General features: G+C 65.6%; 10 protein-coding genes and 1 pseudogene. All 11 read right to left on the bottom strand.

The genetic code is table 11. From position 1 onward, the window contains the following. Window positions 1-39: 39 nt before the first annotated feature. The gene (locus tag AC1DJW_RS24755; RefSeq protein ID WP_390281941.1) at window positions 40-1,191 is read right to left on the bottom strand and encodes a M20 family metallopeptidase; all 1,152 of its coding nucleotides are present in this window, start codon (window positions 1,189-1,191) and stop codon (window positions 40-42) included. Next, on the bottom strand, window positions 1,188-4,532 hold the full coding sequence (locus tag AC1DJW_RS24750) for a serine hydrolase (protein WP_476902789.1): 3,345 nt from the start codon (window positions 4,530-4,532) through the stop codon (window positions 1,188-1,190). The genes AC1DJW_RS24755 and AC1DJW_RS24750 overlap by 4 nt, the downstream gene beginning before the upstream one ends. Before the next feature lie 59 nt (window positions 4,533-4,591). Then, window positions 4,592-5,548, bottom strand: a complete 957-nt coding sequence (locus AC1DJW_RS24745; protein WP_476902788.1) for an ABC transporter ATP-binding protein — start codon at window positions 5,546-5,548, stop codon at window positions 4,592-4,594. Window positions 5,549-5,574: 26 nt separating this feature from the next. Beyond that, window positions 5,575-7,533, bottom strand: coding sequence for a dipeptide/oligopeptide/nickel ABC transporter permease/ATP-binding protein (locus tag AC1DJW_RS24740; RefSeq protein ID WP_476902787.1), 1,959 nt, complete (start codon window positions 7,531-7,533; stop codon window positions 5,575-5,577). Beyond that, window positions 7,533-8,537: an ABC transporter permease gene (locus AC1DJW_RS24735; protein WP_284751563.1), complete on the bottom strand. Its 1,005-nt coding sequence runs from the start codon at window positions 8,535-8,537 to the stop codon at window positions 7,533-7,535. The genes AC1DJW_RS24740 and AC1DJW_RS24735 overlap by 1 nt, the downstream gene beginning before the upstream one ends. A gap of 21 nt (window positions 8,538-8,558) precedes the next feature. Continuing rightward, a complete protein-coding gene (locus AC1DJW_RS24730) occupies window positions 8,559-10,148 on the bottom strand; it encodes an ABC transporter substrate-binding protein (RefSeq protein WP_476902786.1) in 1,590 nt (529 codons plus the stop codon). A gap of 49 nt (window positions 10,149-10,197) precedes the next feature. Next, window positions 10,198-11,085 (bottom strand): serine hydrolase, encoded by an 888-nt coding sequence (locus AC1DJW_RS24725; RefSeq protein WP_476902785.1) that lies wholly within the window; start codon window positions 11,083-11,085, stop codon window positions 10,198-10,200. Then, window positions 11,082-12,473, bottom strand: a complete 1,392-nt coding sequence (locus AC1DJW_RS24720) for a serine hydrolase domain-containing protein (protein ID WP_390281948.1) — start codon at window positions 12,471-12,473, stop codon at window positions 11,082-11,084. Before AC1DJW_RS24720 ends, AC1DJW_RS24725 begins: the two co-directional genes overlap by 4 nt. 172 nt (window positions 12,474-12,645) lie before the next feature. After that, window positions 12,646-14,169, bottom strand: a complete 1,524-nt coding sequence (locus tag AC1DJW_RS24715) for an amidohydrolase family protein (protein WP_284751567.1) — start codon at window positions 14,167-14,169, stop codon at window positions 12,646-12,648. A 60-nt stretch (window positions 14,170-14,229) separates the two neighbouring features. Beyond that, window positions 14,230-15,282, bottom strand: a complete 1,053-nt coding sequence (locus AC1DJW_RS24710; protein WP_476902784.1) for an FUSC family protein — start codon at window positions 15,280-15,282, stop codon at window positions 14,230-14,232. 534 nt (window positions 15,283-15,816) lie between these two features. After that, window positions 15,817-15,972, bottom strand: a pseudogene (locus tag AC1DJW_RS24705) (serine hydroxymethyltransferase); the annotation flags it as partial.

Raw genomic sequence — 15,972 nt, 5'->3', positions numbered from 1 at the left:
GTTGCGCACGACGAAATCGTACCCCGCTTTCGTCGTGCGCTACGGAATGTAGTCCGGCTCTCTTCCGCGGACGACCAGGGCGGGATCCGTCTGTGAAAACTCGTGGATGAGCTCGGCGATGAGCGCGTGGACAAGGCCAGTACGTTCGATCCATGCGCCAACGAGCGCGTGTTCATTGCTAGCGTGCGCACCACCGCCCACTGCGCCGAGCCCGTCGAGCGTTGGGACGCCGATCCCGGCCGTGAAGTTGCCATCGGAGGCTCCGCCGACTGAGGCGCCCTCAAGGCGGCCGAGCCCGAGCTCCACAGCCAAGCGGCTGGCGCGGGCGAACAGATCCAGCGCGGCCGATTCCTCGAGTGGCGGACGGTTCGCCCCACCGGTGACGTTCAGCACGGCATCGGGTAACGTCGCTGCGAGCGCGCGCATTGCGGTGTCCACCCTGTCTTGCTCGGCGAGCGTGCGCACGCGCACGTCCACGGCGAAGCTGGATGCGGCTGGGACGGTGTTCGTGGTCGTACCGGAGCATAGCAATGTCGGGGTGACCGTCGTGCCGAGTTCCGCGTCGCCGAGGCTTGCGACGGCAAGGATCTGGTGCGCGGCCTCGATCGAAGCGTTGACACCCCGCTCGGGCTCGAGACCGGCATGCGCCGCCCGCCCTTGCACTGCGACCTCGTAGAGTGAGACGCCCTTGCGGGCAACCTTGAGGGCACCACCGTCGGCCGATGCCTCGAGAACGAGGGCAGCGGCGCATCCAATGGCCTCGTCTTCGATGAGCTGCCGGGAGCTGGGCGAACCGAGCTCCTCGTCGCCGGTTACCAGGAGGCTCACGCCATCGCGGTTTGGAAGTGCCGCAATGGCGTGGAGCGCCATCACGAGTCCCACCTTCATGTCGAAGCAGCCCGGCCCGCGCAGCACGTCGCCGTTGATCTCGAACGGATGCTCGATGAGCGATCCGATCGGCCAGACCGTGTCGTGGTGGCAGAGTACGAGAACCCGGGGGGTACCGAAGCGCCAGCGCAGGTGGGTACGTCCCTCGATCACGATCCGCTCGGGGGAACAGCCGAGCAGCCGTTCCCCGAGCTCCGTGATCGTGTCCGCGCTGCGGGCGACGGCAGCCAGGTCTGTCGAGGGCGACTCGCGTTCGACGACCGCACGCAGGTCTTCGAGCATCTGCTTGGTGTCGAAGCTCACTGCGCCACCTTGGGCATTGCCCGTGCACCGAAATGCACGTACTGCTCGCCCGTCGGCAGTGAGTAGAAAACCAGCGAGAGCCACCCCTGAGTGCCGGGCGCCCGCAACGCGAATTGGCCATCGCTCACCGGAGTGAGGGCGTACTCTTCGACGGGATTCGGCCTGGATTCGGCGACGACGCCGCTCACGGTCGTGCGCATACGCACGGCCTCCTCCTCCATAAAGACCTCCATGACGACGCTGGAGCGCTCGTAAGTACCGAGATACCGCGACATGTCGCCCGTGTACGGCTCGGCTGGCGGGCCGAACGATCCCGTAATCGAGATATCGGCCAGCTCGCCGAAAATCTCGTTGTAGAGCTCGGTGTACAGATCGTGCGTGTTGCCGCCGTTGGTGAGCAGCGTCACGGCGATGCCATCTTCTGGCAGGATGCGCAGGAAGGCGGCCTGGCCGATCGTGTTGCCATCGTGACCGTAGAGGCGCTTTCCGCCCCAGTCGAAGCGGATCCAGCCGAGGCCCCAGGAGTCGCCAAGCACGTACGGGTCGGGAACGTCGGTCTGGTGTGTGGTCATGAGCTCGGCGCTCTCCGCCGAGAGAATGCGGGTACCGTCGGCCGCGAGCCCGGACTTGAGATGCATGCGGGCGAACTCGAGCACATCCGCCGCGCTGGCATCGATGAGGCCGGCAGGGCCAAGCGAACGGGGGAGTGACCACATCGGAGCGAGAATTGGGCCGTTCTCATCGGCGCCCACATGGCCGGCGGCGGCACGGTGAAGCAGAGCCTCCTCTGGCAGCGTCACGGTGTGCTTGAGACCGAGCGGTGTGAACAGGCGATCGCGAAGGGCGTCATCCCAGCTGAGACCTGTGAGCTTCTCGATCACGCGGCCCATGAGTGCGTAGCCGGAGTTGCAGTACGAGAAGGTCGCCCCGATGGGGTGGTTCTGCTTGACCTCCGAGAGGGCATCGACGTACTTTTCGAGGCAGTCGTCGCCACGTCCGGTGTCGGTGAAAACGTCACCGTCAATGCCGCTGGTGTGGGTGAGCAGGTGGCGCATCGTCACCGAGTTGCTCACCTCGGCGTCGGCAACCCGGAACTCGGGGACCACGTCGAGGATCGGGGCATCGAGGTTGAGCTTGCCCTCGTCGACCAGCTGCATGATGACGGTCGCCGTCCACACCTTCGAGATCGAGCCAATCTGGAAGACGGAGTCGTTGGTGGTTTCGACACCGGTATTGATGTTGAGAACGCCGTGGCTCGCGAGGACAGGTTCCTCGCCGAGGCGCAGGATGCCGAGCGTGGCCCCAGGAACTTTGTGGGCGGCCGCCAGCTCGCTCAGGCGCTGCTGCCAGTGCGCGGCGCTGAGTGCCTTCTTGCGAACGGGGGTGCCGGCGGCCGGGGCATAGCGCTCCACCCAATCGACGATGCGCTCGTTCCAGTCGGCGCGGTGCGAGGGTGCCCCGCCGAGAATAAATAGGTGCGAGCCGCCCGGGTAGAGCACGAGCTCGCTCGGCACATCCTGTTCGCGGAGGGCGGTGAACCACTGCTCGGCTTGGCCGACGGGGCAGCGGTCGTCCTCGCCGCCCTGCACGATGAGGGTCGGAGTGCGAACCTGGCCCACCTGGCTGTAGGGCGATTGCGGGGCGAGGAGTTCCGGGTTCTTCCACGGCAGGGCACCGCTCTCAAGGCGCGACAGGAAGTGGCCGGCATCCGATGTGCCCGCGACGCTCGTGAGATCGGCGACAACACCGCCGGCGACGGCAGCGGCGAAGCGGTTGTCGCGCGAGGTCAGATAGCAGGTCATGAAGCCGCCGTAGCTGTAGCCGGTGACGGCGAGGCGTGCGGGGTCGGCAACACCCTCGGCGACGAGATCGTCGATCGGCTCGAGGAAGTCCTTGGCATCACTCGTGCCCCAGCCGCCGAGAGCTCCGCGGAAGAAGTCGTTGCCGTAGCCGTCGCTCCCGCGAGGGTTGACCGTGAGCACAGCCCATCCGCGGGCAACAAGTTCGTGGTGGTAGGCGTGGACGGGGTCGGCGGCTCCGCTCCACGCATTGTGCGGCCCGCCATGCACATCGAGCAGGAGCGGGAGGGGGCCGGTGCGTTGCGGGTCGCGGCGCAGCCAGCCGTGCACGACTAAGCCATCCGAGATCGTGAAGCTCCGCGGCTCGGCGACGATGACGCCGGTCTCCTCTGGCGAGTAGCTCGTGAGCACCGAAACGGTGCCAGAGCACAGATCGACCGTGGCGACTTCACCGAAGGACGTTTCCGTCGCGAGCACGATCGCGGCGGTGTCGCCGACGACGGAGACGCCGGACACATTGGCCGCTCCGCCGACGATGACGCGCTGCACCTCACCGTCGATGCTCGTAGCGTAGAGGTGGGTGTAACCACCGTCGCGCAGGCAGAAGATGACTGTCTGGCCATCCGCACTCAGCTGCGGGAGAGCCCCGGGGTAGCCTGCGCCACCCGGCATGACATTTCGGTCGAGAGCCGAAGAGATGTCTCGTGGCGCTTCGCCGTCGAGGGGAAGGAGCAGCACGCTCGCGTTTCCCACCTCGGCATCGGTGCGACCGACGGCGATGAGCTTGGCGGCATCAGGCGTCCAGCCGGTGACGGAGAGCTGCACGTCGGCCGCACCCACGAGGCGTGGCCTGGCATTGCCATCGCTCGAGGAAATCACGTAGGCGGCCGTCTCGAAGGTGAGGTCTGAATCGGCCTCTTTGCCGGTGGAGAAGGCGATCCTTTCGCCGTCCGGCGACCAGACCGGATCGCCGGCGTGCCAGTCGCCACGGGTCAGCTGGGTGATTTCGCCGCTGCCGAGGCTCAGGACATGGATGTGCTTGCGCAGAGTGCCAAGGAGACCGGCGCCGTCGGCCTTGTAGCCGAGCCTGTTTGCGACGATTGGTGCCGTGCGGCGCTTCGCGAAGTCTTCGCTGCCTTCGCCGGGCAGCGCGGCGGAGTCGATGGCGCCGGAGAACGCGATGCGTGTGCCGTCGCCGCTCCACACGGGGGCGCCAGCGCCGAGAGGCTGCGTCGTGACCTGTTCGGCTTCGCCGCCGCCGATCGGCAGAACCCAAATCTGGGGCGGCCCGTCCTGGGCGCGCAGGAAGGCTAGGCGTGTTCCATCCGGGCTCCATATCGGCGTCGAGTCGCCTGTCCCCCGGGTCAACCGGCGCGGTTCGCCGCCCTCAGCGGCCACGAGCCACAGCGAGCGTTCGTCGCGGTCTTCGGCGCGGTTGGTGGTCTTGAGAACGTAAGCGATGCTGCTGCCGTCCGGCGACAGAGCGGGCTGCTCTGGAAGCTGCGTGGCAATGAGGTCGTCAATTACACGTTGTTGTGCCATCGTGTGGGTCTCCTGATCAATGAGTTACGCGGTGCGGGGTTTGGCTGGAGCGGATGCTGTTACCAAGCGGGTTCGAAAGGTTGGGGTACACGGTCCCTCGTGGGGTCGGCGAAGTGGCAGGCCGTGGCGTGCCCCGGCGTCGGGGGAAGCTGTGGCGCGCTCTGCACGCAGATCTGACGCTCGGGGTGGACGAGCGGCCCGATCGGGCAACGGGGGTTGAATCGGCAACCGCTCGGCGGGTGATGTGGGTCTGCGGGTTCGACGTCCATCGGAGCGGCCGGATCAACGGCAAGAAGGTTGCCGTTGCGGGTCGGCACGGATGCGAGCAGCTCGCGGGTATACGGGTGCTTGGCGTTGTTCAACACCTCATCGACCGGTCCGAGCTCGACGATGTGGCCGAGGTACATCACTGCGATGTAGTCGCTCAGATAGCGCACGACCGAAAGGTTGTGCGAGATGAACAGCATCGTGAGTTCCAGCTCGGCGCAGACATTGCGCACCAGGTTCAGGACCGAGCCCTGCACCGAGACGTCAAGCGCCGAGGTGATCTCATCGGCGATGATGACCTCGGGTCGTGCGGCGAGCGCCCTAGCGAGGCCAATGCGCTGACGTTGGCCGCCCGAGAGAGCGCCAGGGAGTGAACCCGCACGGTCGGGGTCAAGGTTGACAAGCTTAAGCAAGCGCCCGACCTCGGCGCGCTTGGCCGCGGCTGAGGAGAACGTGCCACGCGGAATCATCTCGGCGATGGACTCGCCGATCGCCATCCGTGGATCGAGCGAGGAGAACGGGTCCTGAAAGACCATCTGAATTGGGTGCCGGCGCCGCAGTTTCGCGACGTCGACGCCGTCGAGCGTGATCGCGCCGCCCGTGACAGGGGCGAGTCCGATGGCGGCGCGGGCGAGCGTCGACTTGCCCGAGCCTGATTCGCCGACGAGGCCGACGACCGAACCGGAGGGGATGGTCAGCGAGACGTCATCGACGGCGGTCAGGCCTGTGCTGCGGGATCCATATCTCACGCTGACATGATCAAAACGTAGCTCGCTCACTGCGCGCCTCCCACGGTTGCGACCGGCGTAGCTTCCGTGCGCGGTGCGGCGGTGCTGAGTTCCGGCAGTGTCACGCGAGTATCGCCCCCTACGGGGTTCCAGCAGGCGACCCGGTGCTTGTCTCTGTGGGTCTCCAGCTCGGGGTCGGACTCGCGACACTGTGCCGTGGCCAGCGGGCAACGAGCCGCGAAGGCGCATCCGAGCGGTACCTCGCCGGGTGCCGGCGGGCGGCCGGGAATCACACCGAGGGGCTGTTCGCGGTCGGTGTCGAGATCGGGCACGACCTCAAGCAAGGCGCGGGTATAGGGATGGCGTGCGCCCGTGTAGAGTTCCGCCGTCGGAAGATCTTCGACGACGCGGCCGGCGTACATGACAAGCACGCGTTCGCAGCTTTGCGAGACGACTGCGATGTCGTGGCTGATCAGCAGGATCGCCGCGTTCGTGTCGGTGCGCACCCGTTCGAGGAGCCGAAGAACCTGGCGCTGCACCGTGACATCCAGGGCGGTGGTCGGTTCGTCGGCGATGATCAGTTTGGGGCTGTTCATGAGGCCCATCGCGATCATCGCGCGCTGTCGCATCCCGCCGGAGAATTCGTGAGGGTACTGTTCGGCGCGCCGGGTGGCCGCGGGCACGCGCACCGCCTGAAGCTGCTTGACGGCGCGTTTCATGGCGTCCTTCTTGCTCATGCCCTGGTGTTCCTGTGCGGCTTCGGCGAGTTGGCTGCCGATGCGCCGGGTGGGGTTGAACGAGGTCATTGGATCCTGAAACACCATTGCGAGTGATGTGCCGAGCAGCCCACGAATGGTCTTCTCCGGCGCGGTGAGCATCTGGATGCCATTGAACTCGAGTCGATCGGCGTCCACGACACCCGGCGGTTCGATGAGCCGTGAGGCGGCCAGCGCGGTCAGGCTCTTGCCCGAGCCGGATTCGCCGACCACCCCCAGCGCCTCACCCTCCCTGACCTCGAAGCTCACCCCGCGAACGGGGTGCACCAGACCGTTGGGGGTTGGGTACGAGACGCGAAGGTTCTCGATGCTGAGAATCGTGCCGACGGAAACGTTAGGAAAGGCGGGAACCGTACGAGTTGCGGGCTGTGGCAGCGGCGGGAGCGTCCAACGACCGGTGGCCACGCGGCCGCCGGCAACGGATGCGGCGGTCTCTCCGAGCAGGTTGAACGCGAGGCCGGCAACGACGACGGCGACGGCCGGGCCGAAGGCTGCGGCGGGGTTGATGTAGATGCGGTTGAGTCCCTCGCTGAGCAGCTTTCCCCAGTCGTAGGCGGGAACCTGTACGCCGATACCGAGAAAAGACAAGCCGGCGAAGGCCAGTAGCGCGCCGCCGGCTGCAACGGTCGCGTTGACGATGAGAGGCTCGGCAATGTTTGGCAGTACGTGCCGGATGAGCACGCGCAGCCGCGAGACCCCGGCGGCGCGCGCGGCAGAGATGAAGTCACGGCCCGCGATCGCGGCAGACATAGTCTGAGTGAGGCGGGCAAAGCTCGGGGCCATGGCCAAACCGATCGCGAACACGGCCCCGGTCGCGCCGACACCGAAGACCGCGGCCAAGAACAGCGCGAGCAGGAGGCCAGGGAACGCGACGGCAATGTTGACGATGCCGACGACGAGGCGTGCGGCCCAACGCGGGAGTACTGATGGGGCCGTACCGAGCAGGGTTCCGACAGTGACGCCGATGACGACGGCGATGACCGCGAGTGCGACCGAGAGCTGGGTAGCGATCAACACGCGGGCGAGAACGTCGCGACCCAGCGCATCCGTTCCAAGGAGGTGCTCCGCGCTTGGACCCTGCTGTGTGCCAGCGGTGTCGATGGCCTCGGCCTGTGCGCCCCAGAGCAGTGGGGCAAAGATCGCAAGCAGGGCAACGATAAGGACGAGAACCGTGGCGGTGGCACCGACCGGGCTACGGACGATGGAAAGCCATTTCAGACGAGTGGGCATCAGGACTCCCGGATTGTAGAGCGCGGGTCGAGAAGTGCAAGCACGATATCGATTACGAGGTTGACGAGAAGTACACCGATTCCATAGATGAGCACGACGGACTGCACCACCGGGTAGTCCTTGGACAGGATGGACTGCACGATCATGGTGCCGAGGCCGGGCCAAGCGAAGATGTTCTCGACAAGTACGGTGCCCGCGACCATGCCGCTGAGGAGGAGACCGGTGAGCGTGAGCGTCGCCGTCATGGCATTGGGGAGGGCGTGGCGGATATAGATTTTGCGGGGCGCCAGGCGCTTGGCGCGGGCGGTGCGAACGAAGTCTTGGCCGAGGACGCTGAGGACCTCGACGCGGATGATGCGTGAGAAGACAGCGATTGGCCCGATGGCCAGAGCGATGACGGGTAAGACCAGCCCTAGCGGGCTGTCATTGCCCGCGATCGGGAACCACTCGAGGTTGACCGCGAAGATGTAGACGAGCCCGACGCCGAGGAGGAACTCGGGGATCGCGGCGAACACCACACAGACGATGGCGAAAGTGAGTTCGAGCCCGCGTCTGCGGCTGCCGCGGGTCGCCACGGCCATTGTGACGCCGAGCGGAAGGGCGATGAGTAGAACGAGGAGGCAGGCGAGCAGGGCGAGCTGCAGGGTGGCAGGTAACCGTGTCGCGATAACGTGGGCGACCGGCTCGTTGGTGATGGTGGAAACTCCGAGGTTGCCGGTGAAGAGCTTGGCGAAATAGTTCACGTATTGCACGATCAGTGGTTGGTCGAGACCGAGCGCGGCGCGCCGGGCCTCGACCAACTCGGCTGGTGCGTTCATGCCGAGTGCCGCACGTACGGGATCGCCGGGCACGAGGTGGATCATGAGGAAGGCCGCCGTGATCAGCACCCACAGCGAGAGGATGAATTGTCCGCCGCGTCGCACCGCGAAGGTCAGCCAGGGGCTGATTCCTGCGCGTGATGCGGCAGTCGGTGCCGCCACCGTTTCGGTCATGGTGCTGGTCATGGGGCTACCAAACTTCCCGAGTTACTTGAACAGACGAATTGACGCGGGCTCGAGGCTGTCGCTCTGGACGAACTCCGCCTTGCTGCCGAACACTGACACAACCGAGTTCGCGAACGGAATGACGTCTGCGGCGGCGATGAGTGCTGCCTCGGCGTGCGACCAGTCGTCACAGCCTTCCTTGCCCGGCTTCGTCGCGGCAGAGGTCGTGGCGGCGATGTACTCGGCGTTATCGGTGTAGCCGAAGTTTGAGCCTTTCGGCGGGGTTGAGCCGGCGAAGAACGGCACGATCTGGCTGGGCAGGCCAACGCCGACTGAGATGAGTGCAACGTCCCAGTCGCCGGTACCGAAGAGCGTCTGGCTCACGCCGTTGGCATCGACACTCTTGGGGGTCGCCTCAACGCCGAGCTCTTTCCACATCGACTGCAGCAGCTCCGCGGTCGAGCCGAAGGAGTCGGAAATATACGAGGGGTAGATGACGGTGAGTGAGAGCTTCACCCCGTTCTTCTCCCGTACGCCGTCCGACCCGGGTTTCCAGCCGGCGGAATCGAGTGCGTCGGCTGCGGCCTTCACATCGAAGGCCGGGATGTTGGCCTTCGCCACGTCGGCATGGCAAGGGTTTGGCGCCGCGTTGACGAGGCTGGTCGGCGCGGTGCCCTTGCCGTTCGAGAGAACCGCGCGCAGCTTTTCGAGGTTCAGGTCCTGGGTGAGGGCAAGGCGAAGTGCCTTATCAGAAAGCAGTTTCTTTGGGTTCTTGTTGAACTGGATCTGTCCCAAGCCAACCTGAACATCATTGGAGAAGAGCTTATTGGTGCGCAGCCGATCGGAATCGGGCCCCACAACCTGTGCGGCGTTCAGTTCGCCGGAAAGCAACAGATTTGCCGCAGTGGTCTCGTTGGGCAGGACTTTGAAGATGACCGTGGCGGGGATGCCGGCCTGCTTCGGGTCCCAGTCGCCGGGGCCCCAAACGAACTCTTTGCGCCTGGTCAGTGTGTACTGCGAGTTCGGGGCGATCTTGGTCATCGTGTACATGCCGGTCGCGCCTTCACCCTTGGCGAGCGCATCCGCGTGGGCAAGAGCCGGCCCGCACACCATGTGCACGCTGCCAACGTTTTCGAGTAGGAACGCGTCGGGCGCGCCGCTCTTTACGCTCAGCACGCCGGTGGCGTCGTCGCCTGTCGCGACCGTGCCGGCTTGTACGTTAAGCCCGACGAGGGGCGAGCCGTTCTTCGGGTCCGCAATGAAGTTGATGTTGTCCGCGAGCATTGACGCGGTGATCGGGGTGCCGTCAGCGCAGGTGGCGTCCTTGCGGAGGGTGAAGGTGGCGTTGGTGGTGTCGGCCTTCCACTTGTTCGCGAGTCCGGAAAGGACGGTGCCGTCACTCCCTACCTCGACGAGGCGCGAATAGAGGAAGCGGTCGATGGTGCGCGCGACATTCATCGCGGTGATCATGGGGTTGAGGTTTCCCGGGTCGGCGCCGATTGCCATGGTGAATGTGCCGTCGGTCGCAAGCTCGTTGCCCGAGTGGTTGCCGGAAGCGGCGGGCGCGGCGCAGGCCGTGAGAGCAAGTGCTGCCGCCCCAACGAGGGCGACGAGTGGGGTAATGGAACGCATGAGATGCCTCCAGCTGGTCGTGTGTGGGATGGGATGTGTGCGGGTGGAGTTACGAGGAGAGCGCCCGGAGGTGCTCAACCGCGAGGTGACCGGCCACGCCGATGGAGGCGTCGACGGCGGGCAACCGGTCTGCCAGCGAGTCGGCTCGGGTGAAGACGGCGACCGCATACTGCCGTCCGTCTGGGTAGGTGACGACGCCCGCCTCATTGCGCACTGCGGGCACGGTTCCCGTCTTCGCGGCAATCAGTACATCACTCGGGAATCCCGATGACAGCCGGTGCGGCCAGATCTGCTGCGCCATGATGTCCCTGGCGGTCTTGCAGGCCGCTGGAGACGCTGCGGTGTCAGTCCAGATTGCATTCAGGAGTGTCGTGATGTCCCGCGGAGTCGACGCGGCAGTACGCAGCGGATCAAGGATCGAGAGGCCCCAGATCTGCTCGGCCGTCGCCGCTTCCAGCAGCTCTTCGAGGTCGCAGTCCGCCGCGCCGCCAAGGTCCTCGACGACCGAAGCGAACAAGTCCTCGCAGCAGCCGATCAGACGCGTTTGGCTGAGCCCGAGGTCGCTCACGACCTGGTCGACTGCCTCCCGACCGAGTCGGTGGTAGAGGACGTCGGTTGCGGCGTTATCGCTCATCACCATCATGTTGTGGGCGAGGTCACGCCAGCTGGCCTCGACATCGTCGGCGAATCCCGCGGTCCCGACTCCGCCGGTGCGGTAGCGCGCAGTGACAGTTGTCCGCCCGCTTGGATCCAGCCGGCCGGCATCGACCGCGCGGACAAAGGCGACCAGGACGAAGATCTTGAACACGGATGCGAGAATGACGCGCTCGTCGGAGCGGACGGAGACCTCGTGGTCGCAAGCCGCTCCGATTTCGCGGGCGTGCAGAAAGCCGGTGGCTCCAACCCGCGTGAAGACATCCGAGATGGCGGCGGTCATGCCGACACCCGGCGGTCGGCGCGACCGGTGTGCAGGTACAGCGCGTTGCCGTTGCCGTCGTCGCCAACGAAGGCGTGCGGTGTGTGTAATCCGTTACGGGCTTTGCGTGCGATCAGGGTGTCGCCCTTCCAAGGCACCAGCTCGACCGGGGGCCGCTCCAGGGCAAGCTCGGCGAAGATTCCCTTCATCTTCTGTTCGATCCAGATCCGCCCCTCTGTGTCCTGGGTGACGTGGGAGTCCGCGACCTGTGAGCTGTAGGTGCCGACGTAGCGCGAGGCATCGATGGCGTGGACGTCGTTCGCGGGGGTGGGAAGCTCCGGCACGACAATGCCAGTGAGACGGTTGATGACCGGGGAGATGAGCTCCTTGTAAAGGCCAAGAACGTCGCCGCCGTTTGTCAGCACCGCAATCGCGGCCTTCTGCCCGGGGATCACGCGGAGGAAAGCGCTCTGGCCGATTGTTCCTCCGTCGTGGCCGATGACGGGACCGCCCTCCCAATTGAAGAGCTCCCAGCCAAGACCCCAGCTGTCGCCCATGAGACCGAGCTCCGGAAGCTTGACCTGCTGCTCCTGCATTGCTGCAACGCTTTCGGCGCTCAGGATCCGTTTGCCATCCGGGCCAACTCCGCCGTCGATGTGCATCTTTGCGAAGGCGATGAGGTTGCTCGCGCTCATAGCGAAAACGGATCCGGCCGGAGCGTTCGAACGCACGAGTGACCAGACCTGTGCCGGCTCCGGGGCGGCGCCCTCGGTCGGGCTGATGTGCCCAAGCGCGGCACGGAACATGATTGCCTCGCCTGCCCCCGTGGCCGCGTGCTTGAGCTGCAGCGGGTCGATGAGGTGTTCGCGCAGGCAAGCCTCATAGTGCTTACCACGAACAACCTCGACGATGCGGCCGAGAACCGAGAAGGCTGCGTTGTTGTAGGAGAACATTTCGCCGGGTTCGAAGAGCTGTGGCACGTCGGCGAGGATCGGCATGAACTTCTCGACGGCGTCTTCGCCCTCGGTCGTGGCGGTGAAGATGTCGCCCTCAAAACCGGAGAGGTGGCTTAGGAGCTGACGAACGGTGATCTTCGCCGCGGCGGCCTCGTCGGCGATGACGAAGTCCTTGACGTAGCGGCGGACAGGTGCGTCGAGGTCGACGAGTCCCTCGTCGACAAGCTGCATGACAAGCGAGGTGGTCCAGACCTTGGTGATGGAACCGATCTGGAAGACCGAGTCGGTGGTGGCCTCTACGCCGCTCGCTTTGTTCAAGATGCCTGCCGCGGTCCGGACCACGTCGCCATCACTGAGAATCGCCACGGATGCGGCGGGCACTTGGTATTTGGCGATGAGGTCGGGCAGCTTTTCCTCGACCCAAGCACCGATCTGTGACAGTGATTCCACCATGAAAGTTCCTCCTCGTTGAGAATGCGAATTCGCTGAGCCTATTCGCTGCCGCCGCACTAAAAACTGGTAGCAAACGACGAGACTTGTGTGCAGCTTGGTTCGATCGCACAAAGTGGCCTGCTCGCCGCAAGATGCGTCGGGTCGCGTGCATCCCGAGCAAAGTAGGTTCCGGTCATCGGGGGTCTCCCTTGAGTGGGCGGCCGGGGAACGCGTCCGTCAGCATGAGGCCGCCCCGCACGACGGCTGTACCGCCGACGAAGAGATGGCGCACACCGACGGAGGGACGGGTGGAATCGAAGTAACTTGCGGTGTCGGAGAAGCGCTCCGGCTCGATCACGACGATGTCGGCGTCCGCACCGATACCAATGTGGCCCTTGGCCCGTGCGCCGGACGCTGCATCATCGAGAACGCGCGCCGGCAAGTAGGAACAGCGCCGGAATGCCTCCAGCCAGCTCCAGACGCCGGTCTCACGCACCATCATGCGAATCGACCGGGCAAACGTTCCTGCCGTGCGGGGGTGGGTGGCGCCCCCGGCCGGTAGCGGCCACTGGAGTGATTCGCGAACTTCGCGGGCCCACGTGACGGGCATGGCATCGCTCGCGACGATGGCATCGGGAAAGGCGAGGGCGCTCTGAAGGAGGGCCCGGTCGCTCGGATCCTCTTCGTTGAGGAACGCGACTACGCACGCGGCGGCCGGGTCGGTGCGGCGAATCTCTGTCAGGCGCGCGGCATCCGCGACCCGTTCACCGGTGGTGACGATCGTGATGTCGCTCGGCTTGATGCCCCAGGCGCCGAGGCGCTGCGGATCGAGGAAGAATGCGCCGATCGCGGTGCTGCCCGCACCGTAGGGGTAGGTCTCCACGGTGACGCGGTTTCCCTCGGCCTGAGAGCGTTCGAGCATGCCGAGCACACGGTCAATGTGGCGGCGGGAGGTGCTGTTGACGTGACAGTGGTGCATGGCCGCGCCGGTTTCGGCGGCGGCAATCATGATCTCCGCAGAGCCGTCGATCGGTGTCGTCGGGTCCGCCTCGATCAATTCACGCACATGGGTGAATGTGGGAGCCTTCGCTGCGGCGGCGAGACGGGCGACCGCAAGGAACTCCGCCGGATCGGTGCGCGGCGCATAGCCGAGCAGGATGCCGATTCCGAGAGCGCCGTCTGCGATCTCTGTCTCGAGCTGCGCGAGCCAGGTGCTCAACTCACGCGGGGTCGAACTGCGCTGCCACTCTGGTTTGGCGAGTAAGCCGAGGGCGTTGTGCACATCGGCGACCGGTGCCTCGCCTAGATGAGCAAAGGCGCGCGCCTGCGCCCAGGAGGCCGAAAAGCCGTAGTTGAGGGGGCGGCCCTCGCGCGCGGCATTGGCCATCGCCGCAGCGACCGGGGCCAGCCCAGCTTCGAGGTCAAGTGCCGTCGTGACTCCGTCCATCGCCTGCAGGCGCTGCCCGGCGACGGAATGAACATGGCTGTGGAGGTCGACGAAGCCCGGACCGACTATGCATCCGCTGACGTCGATGACCGTGGCCCTTTCGGTCTCGGCGCGGGACAGCTGGGCCCCTGCCGCGGCTATGCGGCCGTCCTCGATGAGGAGATCGCTGATGTTGTCGTGTCCGGTGCCGGGGTCGATGACCCGGCCGCCCTTTAGAAGTGTGCGCATTGAGCCAGCTTGGCAGGTTTCGGATGCATGCCAATTGGTCATTCTGACGATCGGCACCCGGTGACATCGTCGGGTTGAACCACAACGAGCGCCGTCGTTCGCTTAGCTCCGGGCGCCCCGTTCCCTGACCCGGGACCATGCCGCAGGCGCCAGTACCACCGCGACGCCGACGGCGGCCCCGATCACCGTCTCGACGATGCGGTCCCGCAGCAAGAGCCCGGGCGGGACGTTGGCAACCAGCAGAGTGGAAATGAGCGCGAGCGGAGTGACGAATATCTGTGCCACGAGATATTGGCGCGCAATGAAGAGCTCAGCCCCGAACTGGCATACGGCAATCACCAACACCATCTGCCATGGCGCCGGGCCGAGCCAGAGGATTCCGGCCAACACCAGCAACCCCAGCAGGGTCCCCACGATCCTCTGGATTCCCCGTTGCACCCGATGCCTTGTACTGCGCCCCACTAAGGGAACCACTGCCGCCACCATGGCCCAATAGCCGTGTCCGAACCCGAGCCGCTGCCCGGCCAAGGTAGCAAGCGTTCCAGCCAGCCCGGCAGCCACGAAGTAGCCTGAGCCTTCCAGCCAAGCTGCCCGGATTTCCTGGGGCAGCAGCCGGTCCGCCGCCGGTCGCTTCCAGGGCGTCCGGTGGCTCGGGACCACCCGTGCCGACATTCCGATCAGCAACGCCAACACCGCAGTCAAGACGGCGGCCAGCATCCCTTCCCAAAGCGGCGGCTGCTGGGGAACGGAGGCGATCGCGGCGAAAGCAAAAATATGAAAGAGGGAACCTGCCGGGCGAAGCCTCCACAGCGCAGTCACCGCGGAGCAAAGAGCAGCAACCAACGTGGTGCCGAGCGTAAGGATCCACACGTACGCGTCCAAGCCCTGCGCGGCCCTGGCCGTCAGGGTGGCGAGCAGGATGATGCCCAGCAGCAGCGAACCGGCCCTGAGTTGGCTTCGAAAACGGTGGCTGTGGGGCTCGTTACGGCCATAGATATTCGTGAACGCCGCAAAGCTGGCGAAGACCACAAGGTCCAGTCGTCCGAACAACACGAGGGTGATCAATGGCAGGAAGACGCCCACCGCGCAGCGCACAGCCGGGTGATGGTCCTTGTTGCCGGGACCGATCCTGAACATCTCTGCCAGGGCGTTCAATGGATTGCCTGCCTCTTTGCTTCTCTTGAGCGCCGTACTGCTCAACTAATACTGCCCGACGGCGGCACTGGCATCCGCTACGAGCCTACGCCGGGAGGCTCCAGGCAGCCCGATCGCCTTCCGTTGAATGGTAGACCTTGAGCGTGAGCATTCGACGACGTTGACGGCGAGGCCGCCCATGGCGGCTTCCTTAGTTAGTTGTGGTCGGGTTGGGGGCGAGTGAGCGAGTTCCTCCGCGTGCTGCTCCTTCGTCGCTTTGACGCACGCTTCCGGAACCCACTCACCCGCCATGTAGCCGTCACCAGAGCGAACGGTCAATGTTCTCGCGTTTCGTGGAGAAGGTGAGGGACACGGCCCCTGTGGGACCGGTATCCGGAAGCGTGCGTCTACGCCGCCCCCCTAACCTCGCAAGCTCGGTCAGGGAACCCGGACGGCGTGGGCCCATTCGGTCGCGAAAACGTCCGCTCAGCGGGCGTCTACGCGACCGAGCACGCGGAGGATGCCGGCCCCAACGGGCAAGGCGACCAAAGACGGTCAGCCTAGGTTCGCGACGCCCGGGTAGAGCGGGTGCGCGGCGGCGAGTGCCTCCACGCGGTGACGCAGGCCGGAGAGGTCCGCGTCGGCGTCGGCGATCAGCGCTTCGGCGATGATGTCCGCAACTTCACGGAACGCCGCTTCACCGAAACCGCG

The organism is Arthrobacter sp. 05L417, assembly GCF_056397865.1.
The sequence above is the reverse complement of the archived record's forward strand: the minus strand, read 5'-3'. Positions and strand labels throughout refer to the sequence as shown.